The organism is Micromonospora sp. NPDC048040, from assembly GCF_055587185.1.
Genome location: NZ_JBVJGT010000059.1, coordinates 23,109 through 42,268, shown reverse-complemented (window position 1 = coordinate 42,268; position 19,160 = coordinate 23,109). Strand labels below are relative to the sequence as shown.

Here is a 19,160-nt window from a genome sequence, read left to right as displayed (position 1 = left end):
ACACACCCCCATCCCACACACCCGACACATCCACCAACCCACCCCACCGCAACGGCAACTCCAAACCCACCACCCGACCCAAACCCCACACCGCCGCACCAGCGGAGAGGTCGCCCAGGGTCTCCGAGTCGTCCACGGCAACCGCACCGGAGGTGAGCCACCACAAGCGAGCGTCGACCGTCGCCACGGCCAGCGCCTGCGCCACGGTCATGGCCTCCACCACGCCCGCGCCGGCGAGCGAGATCAGCGAGACCAGGCCGGCGACCGGTCCACGGGTCTCCCGCGCCTCGGTCAGTTGGCGCGCGATGCGGTCACGGTCCCACTCATCCAGCACCACCGGGACCACCTCGGCGCCCCGCGCCGACAGCCCGGCCAGCAGCGGGTGGTCCTCCTGGCCTGGGAGGATCAGCACCAACCACGTGCCGGTCAGGCCCGCACGCCCGGCCACCGCGGCCGGCCGCCACTCGACCCGGTACCGCCAGGAGTCCACGACGGACTGCTGCCGGGCGGCCCGCCGCCACTGCGCGAGCTTCGGCAGGACCTCGCTGAACGGCTCGTCCGCGTGGACGCCCAACTCGCCGCCGATCCGGTCGGGGTCGCCGGACTCCACTGCCGCCCAGAACCGCCCGTCGAGGGCATCGGCGTGGGCGTCCCGACGGGTCGAGGGCGCCGCCTCGGGCCAGTACCAGGTGTGGTCGAAGGCGTACGTGGGCAGGTCGACCACGCGCGGCCGGGCACCGGCCTGGCCGTGGTACGCCGCCCAGTCGACGGCGACGCCCGCGACCCACAACTGCCCGACGGCCGAGGTCAACGCGTCGACCTCCGCCTGGTCCCGCCGCGACGTCGGAATCCGTCGCACCACCCCGTCGCCGACGATCTCCGCCACCATCGCCGTCAACGTCGCGTCCGGGCCGACCTCCAGGAACGTGTCGACGCCCTGCTCCCGCAGCGCGGCCACCCCGTCGGCGAACCGCACCGCCTGCCGCACGTGCCGCACCCAGTAACCCGGATCCACCAGCGCCAGCGGATCCGCCACCGCGCCGGTCACGTTCGACACCACGGGCACTCGCGGCACCCGCCAGTCCAGCCCCGCCACCACCGAGGCGAACTCGTCCAACATCGGGTCCATGAGCCGCGAGTGGAACGCGTGACTGACCGACAGCTCCTTGACCCGCCAACCCCGCTCGCGAGAGGCCACCACCACCGAGGCGACCTCGTCGGCGGCACCCGATACCACCACCGACGCGGGACCGTTCACCGCCGCGACGTCCACCGCCGCACCGGTCTCCGCGATCAACTCGGCGACCGATTGCTCCGCAGCGCCGATCGCGGCCATCACCCCACCGGCCGGCAACGCCTGCATCAACCGACCCCGCGCCGCCACCAACGCACACGCATCCGGCAGCGACAGCATCCCCGCCACGTAGGCAGCAGTCACCTCACCGATCGAATGACCCGCCAGGAAATCCGCCCGCACACCCCACGACGACAACAACTCCCACAACGCCACCTCAACCGCGAACAACCCCGCCTGCGCGAACACCGTCTGATCCAACAAACCGGCCTCGGAGCTGCCCGGCTCGGCAAACACCACCTCCCGCAGCGGACGCGGCGACAGGTCATCCAGATGCCCGCACACCTCGTCGAAGGCCGAGGCGAACACGGGGAACGCGTCGTACAGCTCACGGCCCATGCCGGCCCGCTGCGAACCCTGACCCGTGAACAACACCGCCCGACGACCCGCCGACACCACACCCGAAGCCACCGACGACCGGCCCTCGGCGACAGCCGCCAGGCCCGCCATCAACTCGTCCACGTCCGAGCCCCACACCACCGCACGGTGCTCCAACGCCGCCCGCGACGTCGCCAACGACCACGACACGTCGGCCACCGCGAGGTCGGAGCGGCCCCGCACGAACGACACCAACCGCGCCGCCTGACCCGACAGACCCCGCTCCGACCGCGCCGACACCACCCACGGCACCGGCACCCTCACCGGCACGACAGGCGCCGAAACGGAATCCGACCCGGCCAGGGACTCCACCGCCGCAGGTGCCGGCTCAAGCTCCAGCGCGGACTCCGGCTGCTCCAGGATCACGTGCGCGTTCGTGCCCGAGATGCCGAACGACGACACACCCGCCCGACGCGCACGCCCCACCGCCGGCCACTCACGCGCCCGCGTCACCAGCTCCACCGCACCCGACGACCAGTCCACATGCGACGACGGCTCGCCCACGTGCAACGACGCCGGCACCACCCCGGCCCGCATCGCCAGGATCATCTTGATGATCCCCGCCACGCCGGCCGCCGCCTGCGTGTGACCGATGTTCGACTTCACCGAGCCGAGGAGCAGCGGCGCAGCCTCGCCGCGGCCCTGCCCGTACGTGGCCAACAACGCCTGCGCCTCGATCGGGTCACCGAGCGTCGTGCCGGTGCCGTGCGCCTCGACGACGTCCACGTCCCCGGCCGACAACCCCGCCGACGCGAGCGCCTGCCGGATCACCCGCTGCTGCGACGGACCGTTCGGCGCCGTCAACCCGTTCGACGCACCGTCCTGGTTCACGGCCGTACCCCGCACCACCGCCAGCACCCGACGACCGTCCCGCCGCGCGTCCGACAGCCGCTGCACGACCAGGACGCCGACGCCCTCGCCCCACGCGGTGCCGTCCGCCGACTCGGCGAACGCCTTGCAGCGGCCGTCCGCCGACAGCCCGCCCTGGCGGGAGAACTCGATGAAGGCGCCGGGAGTCGCCATCACCGTCACACCGCCGGCCAGCGCCAGGTCGCACTCGCCGGACCGCAGCGCCTGCGCGGCCAGGTGCAGCGCCACCAACGACGACGAACACGCGGTGTCCACGGTCACCGCCGGCCCCTCGAAACCGAACGAGTACGCCACCCGGCCCGACAGCACGCTCGCCGAGGCACCGGTCGCGCCGAACCCGGCGAGGGACTCGCCGGCCTGACGCACGACGGTCTCGTAGTCCTGTCCGTTGGTGCCGGCGAACACCCCGACGCGGCTGCCGCGCAGCGCGAGGGGTTCGATCCGGGCGTCCTCGAACGCCTCCCAGGTGACCTCCAGCAGCAGCCGCTGCTGCGGGTCCATGGCGAGGGCCTCACGGGGCGAGATCCCGAAGAACTCCGCGTCGAAGCCGCCCGCGTCGGCCAGGAAGGCCCCTCGGGTGACGTAGGAGTGGTCGTTCCCCTCGGAGCCGGGGTCGGCCAGCGACTCCAGGTCCCAGTGCCGGTTCGTCGGGAATCCGGACATCGCGTCGACGCCGGCCGTCAGCAGCGCCCAGAGCCCGTCCGGGGACTCGGCTCCGGCGGGGAACCGGCAGCCCATGCCGACGATGACGATCGGGTCGTCGCCCACGACGGGGCCGGTCGACGCGGTGGCGCCGGGAAGGGCCTGCCCGCCGAGCAGCTCGGCGTGGATGTGCCCGGCGAGGACGGTCGAGTTCGGGTAGTCGAACGCGAGCGTGCTCGGCAGCGCGAGGCCGGTGGCCGCGTCGAGCCGGTTGCGCAGCTCGACCGCCGCCAGCGAGGTGAAGCCCAGGTCCTGGAACGCCCGATCCGGCGCCACCCGCTCGGCGGACTCGTGGCCCAGCACGGCGGCGACCTCGGCACGGACGAGCTCGCGGAGCGCGTGCATCTGCTCCGTGCCGGACATTCCGGACAGGCGAAGGCGCAGGTCGGCCGCCGGGGCGGGGGCGTCGGGGGCTGCCGCCGGACCGGCCGCGGCCAGCAGGTCCCGGACCAGCGGGGCGTGCCGTCGGCCGCCGGCGGCCACCCGGGCCCAGTCGATGTCGGCCACCACGAGGTACGTCTCGTCGCGGTCGAGCGCCCGGGTGAGGGCCCGCACGGCCGTTTCCGGCGCCATCGCGCCGAACCCGGTGCGGCTCAGCCGCTGCTCGAACTCGCCGGCGCTCACGCCGCCGTCGGCCCACAGGCCCCAGGCGAGCGAGGTCCCCGGCAGCCCCTCCGCGCGACGCCGCTGCGCCAGGGCGTCGAGGAAGGCGTTGCCGGGCGCGTAGGTGGCCTGGCCGGCGGCGCCCAGGAGACCGGCGAGCGAGGAGAAGAGGACGAACGCGGAGAGGTCCCTGCCCCGGGTCAACTCGTCCAGGTTGCGCGCGGCGTCGACCTTCGCCCGCAGCGCGGTGGCGAGCTGGTCGACGCTCACCGCGTCGACCACGTTGTCGTCGAGGGCGGCGGCGGTGTGCACGACCGCGGTCAGCGGAAGCTCGTCGGGGATCGAGTCGAGCAGGACCGCGAGCGCGGCCCGGTCGGCGACGTCGCAGGACGCGACGGTGATCCTGCTGCCGAGCGCGGTGAGTTCCTCGGCGAGGGCGGCGGCGCCGGGCGCCTCGGGACCGCGCCGGCTGACGAGCAGGAGGTGTTCGGCGCCATCGCCGGCCAGCGCACGGGCGACGTGGCCGCCGAGGGCGCCGGTGCCGCCGGTGATCAGCACGGTGCCGCGCGGCGTCCGGGAACGGCGTGGGCCGGCGTCGCGGTCCGTCGCGCGAACCAGCCTGCGGGCGTGGGCACCGGCCTGGCGCAGGGCGACCTCGTCCTCCCGGCCGGTGCCGCCGATCAGCGTACGGAGCCTGCGTACGACACCCTGGTCCGGCTGCTCGGGCAGGTCGACGAGCCCACCCCAGCGGTGCGGGTGCTCGGCCCGCAGCACGCTGCCGAAGCCCCACGCCATCGCCTGCACGGGGTCGACGTGCCGGTCGCGGGACCCGACGGAGACCGCGCCGCGGGTGGCGATCCAGAGTCGGGCGGCGACCCCGGCGTCCCCGAGCGCCTGGGCGAGCGCGACGGTGCCGGCGAGCCCGGCCGGAACGGAAGCGGCCCCGGCGTACGGCCGGTCGTCGATCGCGAGGAGGGAGAGCACGGGCAGCGGGTCGCCGTCGCTGCCGGCCGACGCCTCGACGAGGTCGTGGGCGATGCGCTTGCGGTCGCAGGCGGCGTCGACCTCGACGACCCGCGCGCCGTCGACGCCGAGGGCGGTCACCCAGTCCGTCACGGCCGCGCCCGCGTCGGCCGGTACGACGAGCAGGAACTCGGTCGCCTCGGCACGGGCGGGCTCGTCCGTGAGCGGCTGCCACGCCACCCGGTAGCGCCACGAGTCGAGGGCGGCCTCGGCGTCCCGGCGACGTCGCCAGGTGGACAGCGCCGGTAGCACGGCCGCGAGCGGGGCGTCGGCGTCGACGGCCAGGCTCTCGGCGAGACTCGCGACGTCCTCCGCCTCGATGGCCCGCCAGAAGTCCTCGTCGGCAGCGGTACCCCCGGCGGCCGGGGGCCGGTAGGACCGCGTCGCCGCATTGATCCAGTAACGTCGATGATCGAAGGCGTACGTGGGCAGGTCGACCACGCGCGGCCGGGCACCGGCCTGGCCGTGGTACGCCGCCCAGTCCACCGCGGCACCCGCGACCCACAACTGCCCGACGGCCGAGGTCAGCGCGTCGACCTCCGCCTGGTCCCGCCGCGACGTGGGGATCCGCCGCACGTCGGCGACGATCTCCGCCACCATGGCGGTGAGGACGGCGTCCGGACCGACCTCCAGGAACGTGTCGACGCCCTGCTCCCGCAGCGCCGCCACCCCGTCGGCGAACCGCACCGCCTGCCGCACGTGCCGCACCCAGTAACCCGGGTCGGTGACCTCCGCCGTGTCCGCGACCGCGCCGGTCACGTTCGACACGATCGGGATCCGGGGCGGCTGCCAGCCCAGCCCCGCCACGACGGACGCGAACTCGTCCAACATCGGATCCATCAACCGTGAGTGGAACGCGTGACTGACCGACAGCTCCTTGACCCGCCAACCCCGCTCACGAGACGCCGCCACCACCGAGGCGACCTCGTCGGCGGCACCCGATACCACCACCGACGCGGGACCGTTCACCGCCGCGACGTCCACCGCCGCACCCGACGCCTCGATGACCTCGCGCACCGCAGCCTCGGCCGCGCCGACCGCGGCCATCACCCCACCGGCCGGCAACGCCTGCATCAACCGACCCCGCGCCGCCACCAACGCACACGCATCCGGCAGCGACAACATCCCCGCCACGTAGGCAGCAGTCACCTCACCGATCGAATGGCCCGCCAGGAAGTCCGCCCGCACACCCCACGACGACAGCAACTCCCACAACGCCACCTCGACCGCGAACAACCCCGCCTGCGCGAAGAAGGTTTGATCCAGCAGAGCGGCGTCCGCAGTGCCCAGCTCGGCGAACACCACCTCCCGCAGAGGACGCGGCAGATGTCGATCGATCTCCGCGCACACCGCGTCGAAGGACGCCGCGAAGACCGGGAACGCCTCGTACAGTTCACGGCCCATGCCGGCCCGCTGCGAACCCTGACCCGTGAACAGCACCGCCCGACGACCCGCCGACACCACACCCGAAGCCACCGACGACCGACCCTCGGCGACAACCGCCAGGCCCGCCACCAGCTCGTCCGCGTCCGAGCCCCACACCACCGCGCGGTGCTCCAACGCCGCCCGCGACGTCGCCAACGACCACGACACGTCGGCCACCGCGAGGTCGGACCGGTCCCGCACGAACGACGCCAACCGCGCCGCCTGGCCCGCCAGACCCCGCTCCGACCGCGCCGACACCACCCACGGCACCGGCACCCTCACCGGCACGACAGGCGCCCGGACGGGCTCCGGCTCGCCCTGCTCGATGATCACGTGGGCGTTGGTGCCGGAGATGCCGAACGAGGACACGCCCGCGCGACGCGGACGCCCCACCGCCGGCCACTCACGCGCCTGCGTCACCAGCTCGACCGCACCCGACGACCAGTCCACGTGCGACGACGGCTCGTCGACGTGCAGCGACGCCGGGACCACCCCGTGCCGCATCGACAGGATCATCTTGATCACACCGGCCACGCCGGCCGCCGCCTGGGTGTGACCGATGTTCGACTTCACCGAACCGAGCAGCAGCGCGTCGTGGTCGTCCCGGTCCTGCCCGTACGTGGCGAGCAACGCCTGCGCCTCGATCGGGTCACCCAACGTCGTGCCCGTGCCGTGCGCCTCCACCGCGTCCACGTCCGCCACGGTCAGCCGGGCGTTCGCGAGGGCTTGGCGGATCACCCGCTGCTGCGACGGACCGTTCGGCGCCGTCAAACCGTTCGACGCGCCGTCCTGGTTCACCGCCGTGCCACGCACCACCGCCAGGACCCGGCGGCCGTCGCGCCGCGCATCCGACAGCCGCTGCACCAGCAGCACGCCCACGCCCTCGGACCAGCCCGTGCCGTCCGCGTCGTCCGAGAACGACTTGCACCGGCCGTCGGGGGACATGCCCCGCTGGCGGGAGAAGTCGATGAACGTCTCGGGGGTCGCCATGACGGTGACGCCGCCGGCGAGGGCCAGGTCGCACTCGCCCGACCGCAGCGCCTGCACGGCCAGGTGCAGCGCCACCAACGACGACGAACACGCCGTGTCCACCGTCACCGCCGGCCCCTCGAAACCGAACGAGTACGCCACCCGGCCCGACAGCACGCTGCTCGCCGTGCCGACGCCGAGGTAGCCGTCGAGGGTCTCCGGCACGTCGGCCAGCCCGGCGGCGTGGTTGTGGTACATCATGCCGGCGAACACGCCGACGGGGCGGCCCCGGAGCGTGAGCGGGTCGATCCGGGCGTCCTCGATCGCCTCCCACGAGGTCTCCAGCAGCAGCCGCTGCTGCGGGTCCATGGCGAGGGCCTCGTGCGGCGAGATCTTGAACAGGTCGGCGTCGAAGTCACCGGCGTCGGCCAGGAAGCCGCCCTCGCGGGCGTAGCTGCTGCCCCGGCGCGTGCCGGACGGGTCGTACAGCTCGTCGAGGTCCCATCCCCGGTCGGCGGGGAAGTCGGTGATGCCGTCCCCACCGGCGGCGAGGAGGTCCCACAGCTGCTCCGGGGAGCGTACGCCGCCGGGGTAGCGGCAGCTCATCCCGACGATCGCGATCGGCTCGTCGAGCGCCGCGACGGTGGCGACCGCCGCCGGCAGCGGGTCGGCGTCCGCGCCGGTCTCGGCGTCCAGGTGGTCGGCCAGGGCGAGCGGCGTCGGGTGGTCGAACACCAGAGTCGCCGGCAGCCGCAGGCCGGTGACCGCGCCCAGCCGGTTACGCAGCTCGACGGCGGTCAGCGAGTCGAAGCCCAGGTCGGTGAACGGACGCGCGGCCTCGACGGCGGACGCGTCGGCGTACCCCAGCACCGCCGCGACCTGGTCGAGGACGAGCCGCAGCAGGGCCGCGGCGCGCTCCTCGCGGTCGAGCCCGGCCAGCTGTCCGGTGAGGGCGGCGGTCCCGGCCGGGCCGGTCCGCGTGGCGCGGCGGCGGGGCGCCCGGACCAGCCCGCGCAGCACGGGCGGCAGGGTGCCCGCCTCGGCCTGGGTGCGCAGCGCCGGGCCGTCCAGCGTCATCGGCACCGCCACCGGCCGGCCGGTCAGCAGGGCGGCGTCGAAGAGGGCGAGGCCGTCCGCCTGCGGGAGGGGGCGCACGCCCGCGCGGGCCAGCCGGTCGGTGTCGGCCCGGTCGAGGCCGGCGGTCATGCCGCCGCCCGACTCGGCCCACGGCCCCCAGGCCAGGGAGAGCGCCGGGCGGCCGGCGGCCCGTCGCCGGTGGGCGAGCGCGTCGAGGTAGGCGTTGGCGGCGGCGTAGTTGGCCTGGCCGGGGCTGCCCGTCACGCCCGCCGCCGAGGAGTACGTGACGAAGAGGCCGAGGTCCAGGTCGGCGGTCAGCTCGTGCAGGTGCGCGGCGGCGTCCACCTTGGGCCGGAGCACCTCGGCGAGGGATTCGGCGGTGAGCGAGGTCAGGGTGCGGTCGGCGAGCACGCCGGCGGTGTGCACCACGCCGGTCAGCGGGTGGGCGGGGTCGATCCGGTCCAGCAGCGCGGCCAGGGCGTCCCGGTCGGCGGCGTCGCACGCCTCGACCGTCGCGGTCGCGCCCAGGTCGGCCAGCTCGGCGAGCAGGTCGGCGACGCCGTCCGCGTCGGCCCCGCGCCGGCTGGTGAGCACCAGGTGGCGGACCCCGTGCCGGGTGACCAGGTGGCGGGCGGTCAGTGCGCCCAGGGCGCCGGTGCCGCCGGTGACCAGGACCGTGCCGTCCGGGTCCGGCGACGAGGCCGGGGCGTCGGATTCGGTGGCGGCGACGAGCCGGGGCACCCGGACCACGCCGTTCCGCACGGCCGCCTGCGGCTCCTCGGCGGACAGCAGGCCGGCGAGGGCGGCGGCGGAGCGGTCCGGGTCGTCGACGTCGACGAGCAGGAACCGGCCGGGGTGCTCGGCCTGCGCGGAGCGGAGCAGACCCCAGACGGCCGCGCCGGCCAGGTCCTCCACCTCGGCGGCGTCGTCCACGGCGACGGCACCGCGGGTGAGCACGACCAGCCGGGATCCGCCGGTGTGCGGCTCGGCGGCGAGCCAGCCCTGGAGCACGCCGAGGACCTCGGCGAGCAGGCCGTGGACCGGGTCGGGGCCGGTCGCGGCGGCACCGGCCACCGGGAACAGCACGACGTCGGGCACCCCGGCGTCGACCAGCGCGTCGAGGTCGGGGTGCCGGGCGGCGGCCACGCCGGACGGCAGTGGCGCGGGGCGGTCGCCGAGCACGGCCCAGGTCGTGTCGTCGGGCGCGCCGGCGCTGCCGGCGTGCCGGGGCCAGTCGAGGCGGAACAGCGAGCGACGCCAGGAGGGCCCGCCGGAGGACAGGTCTCCGGCCGGCAGGGGCCGCAGCACCAGGGACCCGATCCGGGCGACGGGCTCGCCGGCGGCGTCCGCGACCAGCATGGCCACCGTGTCCGGGCCGGTGGGGGTGAGCCGTACCCGCAGCGTGTCGGCGCCGTGGGCGGACAGCGTGACGGCGGACCAGGAGAACGGCAGCCGGGCCTGGCCGGGGTCGACGATGCCCAGCCCGACCGCCTGCACGGCGGCGTCGAGCAGCGCCGGGTGCAGCCCGTACCCGCCGGCCTCGCCGGCCGCCGGCTCGGGCAGCGCGACCTCGGCGTAGACGTCGGCACCGAGCCGCCACGCGGCGCGCAGCCCGGAGAAGGTCGGGCCATACGCGAATCCGGCGTCCGCCGCCCGGCCGGTCAGCTCGGACACGTCGAGGGCGACGGCGCCGGCCGGCGGCCACGCCGTCAGCGGGGTCCCGGCCTCCCCCGGTCCCGGGGTGAGCAGGCCGGTGGCGTGCCGGACCCACAGGTCGTCGGTGCCGGAGCGGCGGGCGTGGACGGTGAGCTGCCACGCGTCGGTGCCGGCCCGTTCGGCGGCGACCTGCACGTCGACGCCGCCGGTCTCCGGCAGCACCAGCGGCGCCTCCAGGGTCAGCTCGGCGAGCCGGTCCGCGCCGACCTCCGCGCCGGCCCGCAACGCCAGCTCCACGACACCGGTGCCGGGGAAGAGCACCACGTCGCGTACGGCGTGCTCGGCCAGCCAGGGCTGGCTCTCCACCGACAGCCGGCCGGTGAGCGTCACCTCGTCGCCGTCGGCCGACCGGAACACCGCGCCGAGCAGCGGGTGGCCGGTCGGGGTCAGCCCGGCGGCGGTCACATCGGCGGCCTGCGGCAGGGGCAGCAGCCAGTAGCGCTGGCGCTGGAACGCGTACGTCGGCAGGTCGACCGGCACGGGCGGGCCGTCGAACAGGGCGGCCCAGTCCACCGGCACGCCCCGGGCCCAGACGGTGGCGGCGGCGGCCAGCGCGGTCGCCGCCTCGTCGGAGTCGGCGCGCAGCACCGGGGCGCAGACCGCCTGGTCCGACCCGACGATCTCCTGGGTCAGCGCGGAGAGCACCCCGCCGGGGCCCACCTCGACGTACGCGCCCACGCCCAGCTCGCGCAGGGCGGTCACGGCCGCGTCGAAGCGGACCGTCTCCCGGACGTTGCGCAGCCAGTACGCCGGCGAGCCGACCTCGTCCGGGGTGAGCACCCCGCCGGTCACGGTGGAGACCACGGGGATCCGGGGGGCGGCGAAGGTCAACTGCCCGAGCACGTCGGCGAACGCGTCGAGCATCGGGTCCATCCGGGCGGAGTGGAACGCGTGGCTGACCCGCAGTCGCCTGGTCTGCCGGCCGAGGGCCGCGAAGTGTTCGGCGACCGCCAGCACGGCGTCCTCGTCGCCGGAGACGACGACGGACTCCGGGCCGTTGACGGCGGCCAGCCCCGCCCCGGCCGCCTCGTCGGCGGCCTCCAGGTGCTGGCGCACCTCGGCCTCGGTGGCGCGGACCGCCACCATCGCGCCGCCGGTGGGCAGCGCCTGCATCAGGCTGCCCCGGGCGGCGACCAGGCGGGCGGCGTCCGGCAGCGACAGCACGCCGGCGACGTGCGCGGCGGCCACCTCGCCGACCGAGTGCCCGGCCACGAAGTCGGGCACGACGCCCCAGGACTCGACGAGCCGGTAGGCGGCCACCTCGACGGCGAACAGCGCCGCCTGGGCGTAGCCGGTGCGGTCGAGCACGTCGGCGGGACCGTCGAGGACCTCGCGCAGGGGCCGGTCGAGGTGCCGGTCCAGTTCCGCGCAGGCGGCGTCGAAGGCCGCGGCGAAGACCGGGAAGGCGGCGGACAGCTGCCGGCCCATGCCGACCCGCTGGGCGCCCTGGCCGGTGCAGAGCACCGCGACGCGGGTGGGGCTGGCGACCCCGCGCCGCACGGACGCGGCCGGGACGCCGTCGGCCAGCGCGGCGAGCCCGGCGACCAGCTCGTCCCGGTCGGTCCCGAGCAGCACGGCCCGGTGTTCGAGGGTGGACCGTCCGGCGGCCAGGGCCCGGCCCACCGCGGCCGGCGCGGCGTCGGGGTGGTCGGCGAGCCAGGAGCGCAGCCGGTCGGCCTGGGCGGTGAGCCCGGCGGCGCTGCGCGCGGAGACGACCCACGGCAGCGGGTCGGGTCCGGCGACGGCGTCGGTGCCGGCGGTCGGCTGCGGCGCGGGCGGGGCGGCCTCGACGATGACGTGGGCGTTCGTGCCGCTGACGCCGAAGGAGGAGACGCCGGCGCGCATCGGCCGGGACCCGCGTGGCCACGGGCGCGGCTCGCGGAGCAGGCTCACCGCGCCGGCCGACCAGTCGACGTGCGGGGACGGCTCGTCGACGTGCAGGGTCCTCGGCAGGACGCCGTGCCGCATCGCCATGACCATCTTGATCACGCCGGCGACGCCGGCCGCGGCCTGGGTGTGCCCGAGGTTGGACTTGATCGAGCCGAGCCACAGCGGCTGGTCGTCGGCCCGGTCCCGGCCGTACGTGGCGAGCAGCGCCTGCGCCTCGATGGGGTCGCCGAGGCGGGTGCCGGTGCCGTGGGCCTCCACCGCGTCCACGTCGGCCGGGGAGAGCCGCGCGTTGGCCAGCGCCTGGCGGATCACCCGCTGCTGCGACGGGCCGTGCGGCGCGGTGAGGCCGTTCGAGGCGCCGTCCTGGTTGACCGCGGTGCCGCGCACCACGGCGAGCACGGGGTGCTCGTTGCGGTGGGCGTCGGAGAGCCGTTCCAGCAGCAGCAGCCCGGCGCCCTCGCTCCAGCCGGTGCCGTCGGCGGCGGCGGCGAAGGACTTGCACCGCCCGTCCGGGGACAGGCCGCGCTGGCGGCTGAACCCGATGAACGTGTCGGGGCTGGACATGACGGTGACGCCGCCGGCCAGCGCGAGGGTGCACTCGCCGGAGCGCAGCGCCTGCACGGCGAGGTGCAGCGCCACCAGGGAGGACGAGCAGGCGGTGTCGACCGTGACCGCCGGGCCCTCGAACCCGAACGTGTAGGCGATCCGGCCGGAGACGACGCTGCCGTGGTTGCCGGTGCCGACGAAGGCCTCGACCTCCTCCGGCACGCCGTTCAGGCGGGACACGTAGTCGTGGTACATGACGCCGGTGAAGACGCCGGTGCGGCTGCCCTTGAGCGAGTCGGCGGCGATGCCGGCCCGTTCGACCGCCTCCCAGGCGACCTCCAGCAGCAGGCGCTGCTGCGGGTCCATCGCCAGGGCCTCGCGGGGGGAGATGCCGAAGAAACCGCCGTCGAACTCGCCGGCGTCGTGCAGGAAGCCACCCTCCCGGGTGTACGACTTGCCGTGCGCGTCCGGGTCGGGGTCGTAGAGGTTCGCCACGTCCCAGCCCCGGTCGGCCGGGAACTCCGTGACGGCGTCGGCGCCGGACTCGACCAACCGCCACAGCGCCTCGGGGCTGTGCACCCCGCCCGGGTAGCGACAGCTCATCCCCACGATCGCGATGGGCTCGTGGTTCTGCTCGTCGACGGCCCTCAGGCGTTCGCTGGTCTCGTGCAGGTCAGCGGTGACGCGCTTGAGGTACTCGCGGAGCTTGGCTTCGTTCGCCATCGGGGTGATCACCTGTCGCTAGGGGCAAGCGGCGGACTCGTGGTCAGGATCGGCCGAACTTCTGGTCGATGAAGTCGAACAGTTCGTCGTCCGAGGCATCGTCGATGGCCTGGCTGACGTCGGCCGGGCGGTCGGTGGCGTCGCTCCACCTGGTGACCAGCGCCCGGAGGCGGACCGCGACGGCGGTCCGCGTGTCGTCGTCGCCGGCCAGTCGTTCCAGCTCGTCCGGCCCGGTCGCGGCGAACGCGGCCTCCAGCCGGTCCAGCTCGGCCAGCAGGCTCGACGCGGGCGCGGGCGGCGCGGCGTCGGCCAGCAGGAAGTCGGCGAGCGCGGCGGGCGTGGGGCAGTCGAAGATCAGGCTCGCCGGCAGCCGGATCCCGGTGGCGGCGGTCAGCCGGTTGCGCAGCTCCACGGCGGTCAGCGAGTCGAAGCCGAGGCCGGTGAACGTCTGCCCGGACGGGATGACGGTGGCCGGCGGGTAGCCGAGCACCTCGATGACCTGCGCCTTGACCAGTTCCTCCACCAGCCGGCCGCGCTCGGCCTCCGGCGTGCCGGCGAGGCGTTGCGCGAAGGACGGCCCGTCGCCGCCGTCGACGACGACGCGCCGCCGGGCCCGGACCAGGCCCCGCAGCGGCGCCGGAAGCTGACCGGTGTCGGACTGGCGGCGCAGCGCGGCGAGGTCGAGCAGCGCCGGCACCATCTGGGGGCGACCGCCGCGAAGGGCGGCGTCGAACAGGTGCAGCCCCTGGTCGGTGTCGAGCGGGCTGAGGCCGTTGCGGCTCATCCGTTGCCGCTGGGCGGCGTCGAGGGCGCCGGTCATCCCGCTGTCGGCGGCCCAGAGGCCCCAGGCCAGGGCGGTGGCGGCGAGGCCGGAGGCGCGCCGGTGGTGGGCGAGGCCGTCCAGGAACGCGTTCGCGGCAGCGTAGTTGCCCTGCCCGGGGCCGCCGAGGACGCCGGCGACGGACGAGAAGAGGACGAACATCGGGAGGTTCCGCCCCCGGGTCAGCTCGTGCAGGTGCCAGGCGGCGTCGGCCTTGGCGGCGAGCACCGTCGACATCCGCTCCGGGGTCAGCGCCGACACCACCGCGTCGTCGAGGACGCCGGCGGCGTGGACCACCCCGGTGAGCGGGTGCTCGGCGGGGATGTCGGCCAGCAGGGCGGCGACCGTGTCCCGGTCGGCCACGTCGCCGGCCACCAGCCGGGCCTGCGCGCCCAGCGCGGCCAACCCGGCCAGCAGTTCGGCCGCGCCGGGGGCGTCCGGCCCCCGACGGCTGACCAGCAGCAGGTGGCGCACCTTGTGCGCGGCGACCAGGTGTCGGGCCAGCAGGCCGCCGAGGGCGCCGGTGGCGCCGGTGACCAGGACCGTACCGTCGGGGTCGGGTTCGGCGCCCAACGCCGGGTCGAGGACGGCGGGCGTGAGCCGGGGCGCCAGCACCCGGTCGCCCCGGACCGCGAGCTGGGGTTCGCCGGTGGCGACCGCACGGGCCACCAGCTCGACCGTGCCGGCAGTCCCGTTGGGCTCCGGTCGCTGCGCCTCGTCGAGGTCGACGAGCACGAGACGGTCGGGGTGCTCCGCCTGGGCCGAGCGCAGCAGTCCCCAGACCGCGGCGCCGGGCAGGTCCGTCGCCCGGTCGGCGTCGTCGGCGGGGACGGAGCCCCGGGTCAGCACGACCAGCCGCCGGTCCGCCAGCCGGTCGTCGGCGAGCCAGCCCTGGACGGCGGTCAGCACGGCGGCGAGCCGCGTGCGGGTGGCGGCGGGGACGGGGGCACGCTCGTCGTCGGCGTACGCCGGAAGCAGCACCAGGTCCGGGTCGAGCCGGCCGGAGTCGACCGCCTCGGCCAGCTCGGCGAGCCCGATCGTGGTGAGGCCGGCCGGGCCGGACGGAGCGTCGCCGAGGAGCACCGCGCGGGCGGCCGCCGGGCCACCGAGCGGCACCGCCTGCCAGGCGACGTCGAACAGCGAGTCGACGCCCGCGCCGGCCCCGCGTACCTGGTCGGCGGTCACCGGGCGGGAGACCAGCGAGCCGATCCGGGCGACGGGGGCGTCGGCCGGATCGGCCAGGGTCAGGGTGACCCCGCCGCCGCTGCGCCGGGCGCGCACCCGCAGCGCGGTCGCGCCGACCGCCGCGAGGGTGACGCCGGTCCAGGCGAAGGGCAGGCGTACCCCGGACGCCTCCCCGTCCTCGTCGAGCAGGCCGACGACGTGCAGCGCCGCGTCGAGCAGGGCAGGGTGGATGCCGAAGCCGGTGACCTCGGTGCCGTCGGGCACCGCCACCTCGGCGCACACCTCGTCGTCGGTACGCCAGACCGCGCGCAGGCCGCGGAAGAGCGGGCCGTACTCGACGCCGAGGCGGGACAGCTCGGTGTAGATCGCGTCGACGGCGACGCCGTGGGCGGCGGTGGGCGGCCAGGGCGCCGGATCGGACGCGTCGGGCTGCGGTGCGGCGGGTGCGAGGACGCCCGTCGCGTGGCGCTCCCACTCCCCGTCGGGGTCGGCCGCCGGGCGGGAGTGGATGGTGACCGGTCGGCGTCCCTCGTCGTCCGCCGTCCCCAGCTTCACCTGCACCGCCCGCGCACCCTGCTCGGCGAGCGCCAGCGGCGCCTCCAGGGTCAGCTCGTCCAGCGCGTCGCAGCCGACCTGCGTGCCCGCGTGCAGGACCATCTCGACCAGGGCGGCGCCGGGCACCACCACCGAGTCCCAGACGACGTGTTCGGCGAGCCACGGGTGGGTCCGCGCGGACAACTCGGTGCCGAAGACCCGTACGTCGTCGTCGGCCACGCGTACGGCGGCGCCGAGCAGCGCGTGGCCGACGGCGCGGACGCCGAGGCCGGGCGCCCCCACGCCGTTGCTGGTGGTGGCGTTGAGCCAGTAGCGCTGGTGGTCGAAGGCGTACGTGGGCAGGTCGACCGTGCGGGGCCGGGCCCCGGTGCCGGCGAGGTACCCGGCCCAGTCGACGTGGCCGCCGGTGACGTACCGCTCGGCCAGGGCGGTGCGTAGCGTGCCGGCCTCGGAGTGACCGGCGCGCAGCGTGGCGGTGAACCGGACGTCGCCGGTCGCGTCGACGCAGTCCTGCGCCATCGCGGTCAGTACGGCGTCGGGGCCCACCTCCAGGAACTGTGTCACGTCCTGCTGGTGGAGGGTCCGCACCGCGTCGGCGAAGCGCACCGGCTGGCGTACGTGCCGCACCCAGTAACCCGGATCGGTGACCTCCCCGGCCTCCGCCACCGCGCCGGTCACGTTCGACACGATCGGGATCCGCGGCGGCTGCCAGCCCAGCCCCGCCACCACCGAGGCGAACTCGTCCAACATCGGATCCATCAGGCGCGAGTGGAACGCGTGACTGACCGACAACTCCTTGACCCGCCACCCCCGCTCACGAGACGCCGCCACCACCGACGCCACCTCGCCGGCGGCACCCGACACCACCACCGACGCCGGACCGTTCACCGCCGCGACGTCCACCGCCGCACCCGTGAGATCGATCAGCTCGACGACGAGGCCCTCCGACGCGCCGACCGCCGCCATCACCCCACCGGCCGGCAACGCCTGCATCAACCTGCCCCGCGCCGCCACCAACACACACGCATCGGTCAGGGAAAGCATCCCCGCCACATACGCGGCCGTCACCTCACCGATCGAGTGACCCGCCAGGAAGTCCGCCCGCACACCCCACGACGACAGCAACTCCCACAACGCCACCTCGACCGCGAACAACCCCGCCTGCGCGAACACCGTCTGATCCACCAGACCGGCATCGGGACTGCCCGGCTCGGCAAACACCACCTCACGCAACGGACGCGGCAGATGCGGATCGATCTCTCCACACACCGCGTCGAAAGACGCCGCGTACACCGGAAACACGTCGTGCAACTCACGACCCATGCCGACGCGCTGCGAACCCTGACCCGTGAACAACACCGCCCGACGACCCGCCGACACCACACCCGACACCGCCGGCCGGCCCTCGGCCACAGCCGACAGGCCGGCCACCAGCTCGTCGGCGTCCGAGCCCCACACCACCGCCCGGTGCTCCAACGCCGCCCGCGAGGTCGCCAACGACCAGGACACGTCGGCCACCGCGAGGTCGGACCGGTCCCCCACGAACGACGCCAACCGCGCCGCCTGACCCGCCAGGCCCCGCTCCGACCGCGCCGACACCACCCACGGCACCGGCAACCCCGCGAGCGCGTGCCCGGCATCTGCCGGGACGGACCCCGGCTCCGCTGCGACCTCGGGATCGGCGTCGGGCTCCGGCTGTTCGAGGATCACGTGCGCGTTCGTGCCGGAGATGCCGAACGAGGACACGCCCGCGCGCCGTGGGCGCTCCACACTGGGCCACGCCCGGGACTCGGTCACCAGCTCGACCGCACCCGACGACCAGTCCACGTGGGACGACGGCGCGTCGACGTGCAGGGTCGCCGGGACCACGCCCGCCCGCATCGCGGAGATCATCTTGATTACGCCCGCGACTCCGGCGGCGGCCTGCGTGTGGCCGATGTTCGACTTCACCGATCCGAGCAGCAGCGGCTCGTCCCGGCCCTGCCCGTACGTCGCCAGCAACGCCTGCGCCTCGATCGGATCACCCAACGTGGTGCCCGTACCGTGCGCCTCCACCACGTCCACGTCACCCGCCGACAACCCCGCCGACGCGAGCGCCTGCCGGATCACCCGCTGCTGCGACGGGCCGTTCGGCGCGGTCAGGCCGTTCGACGCACCGTCCTGGTTCACCGCCGTACCCCGCACCACCGCCAGCACCCGCCGGCCGTCCCGCCGCGCGTCCGACAGCCGCTGCACCAGCAGCACGCCCACGCCCTCGGCGAGCGCCGTGCCGTCCGCCGCGTCGGCGAACGCCCGGCACCGGGCCACCGGCGAGAGGTTGCCCTGCCGGGTGAAGTCGACGAACACCGCCGGGGTGGGCATCACGGTCACGCCACCGGCCAGCGCCAGGTCGCACTCGCCCGACCGCAGCGCCTGCACGGCCAGGTGCAGCGCCACCAGCGACGACGAACACGCCGTGTCCACCGTCACCGCCGGCCCCTCGAAACCGAACGAGTACGCCACCCGGCCGGAGGCGATGCTGCCGGCGTTCCCGAGGCCCAGGTAGTCCTCCACCCCCGCAGGTGGCGTCTCCGGTGGGTGGGCGTAACCGTTGTGGGTCATGCCGGCGAAGACGCCGACGCGGGCGCCCTTCAGGCTGGTGGGGTCGATGCCCGCGGACTCGACCGCCTCCCAGGACGTCTCCAGCAGCAGCCGCTGCTGCGGGTCCATGGCGAGGGCCTCACGCGGCGAGACCCCGAACAGCCGGGGGTCGAACTCGGCGGCGTCGGGCAGGAAGCCGCCCTCCCGCACGGAGGAGGTGCCCGGCCGGGACCGCCCGGGGTCGTAGAGGGCGTCCAGGTCCCAGCCACGGTCGGTGGGGAAGGAGTCGATGGCGTCCCCGCCGGCCGCGACGAGGTCCCACAGCTCCTCGGCCGTCCGCACCCCGCCGGGGAACCGGCAGCCGGTGCCGACGATCGCGATCGGCTGCTGCGCGTCGGCCTCGACGTCACGGAGCCGTTGCCGGGTCCGCCGCAGATCGGCGGTGACTCTCTTCAGGTACTCCCGGAGCTTGTCTTCGGTGTCCATCAACCCAGCCCATCGCGATGCACGGCGGAGACTCGACGTAAGCGACGGTACGAATGCGCAGAAGTCTCAGGCGACACCTGTATCTGTCGTTCGGCTCGCTCGGCCGAGAGCCACGAGGATCCCCATCTGCGGGGAGAAGTTATTGGGTGTGCGCGAGCGCGGACAACCCCTAACCAGGCGTCCGGCCAGCTAGGGGTGTCCCGGTGCCGACCAGTCGCACTAGCGTCGCCTCGACCGGGTCTGCGTACGGCCCGGTCG

At 75.3% G+C, this 19,160-nt stretch carries 2 protein-coding genes; both read right to left on the bottom strand.

Annotated elements, in window-relative coordinates; translation table 11 throughout:
• Window positions 1-13,288: type I polyketide synthase (locus ACZ6O2_RS31375; protein ID WP_466025442.1), on the bottom strand; the 13,288-nt coding region annotated here is incomplete at its 3' end.
• Between the two features lie 31 nt (window positions 13,289-13,319).
• Window positions 13,320-18,905: a type I polyketide synthase gene (locus ACZ6O2_RS31370; RefSeq protein ID WP_466025441.1), complete on the bottom strand. Its 5,586-nt coding sequence runs from the start codon at window positions 18,903-18,905 to the stop codon at window positions 13,320-13,322.
• Window positions 18,906-19,160: the final 255 nt, after the last annotated feature.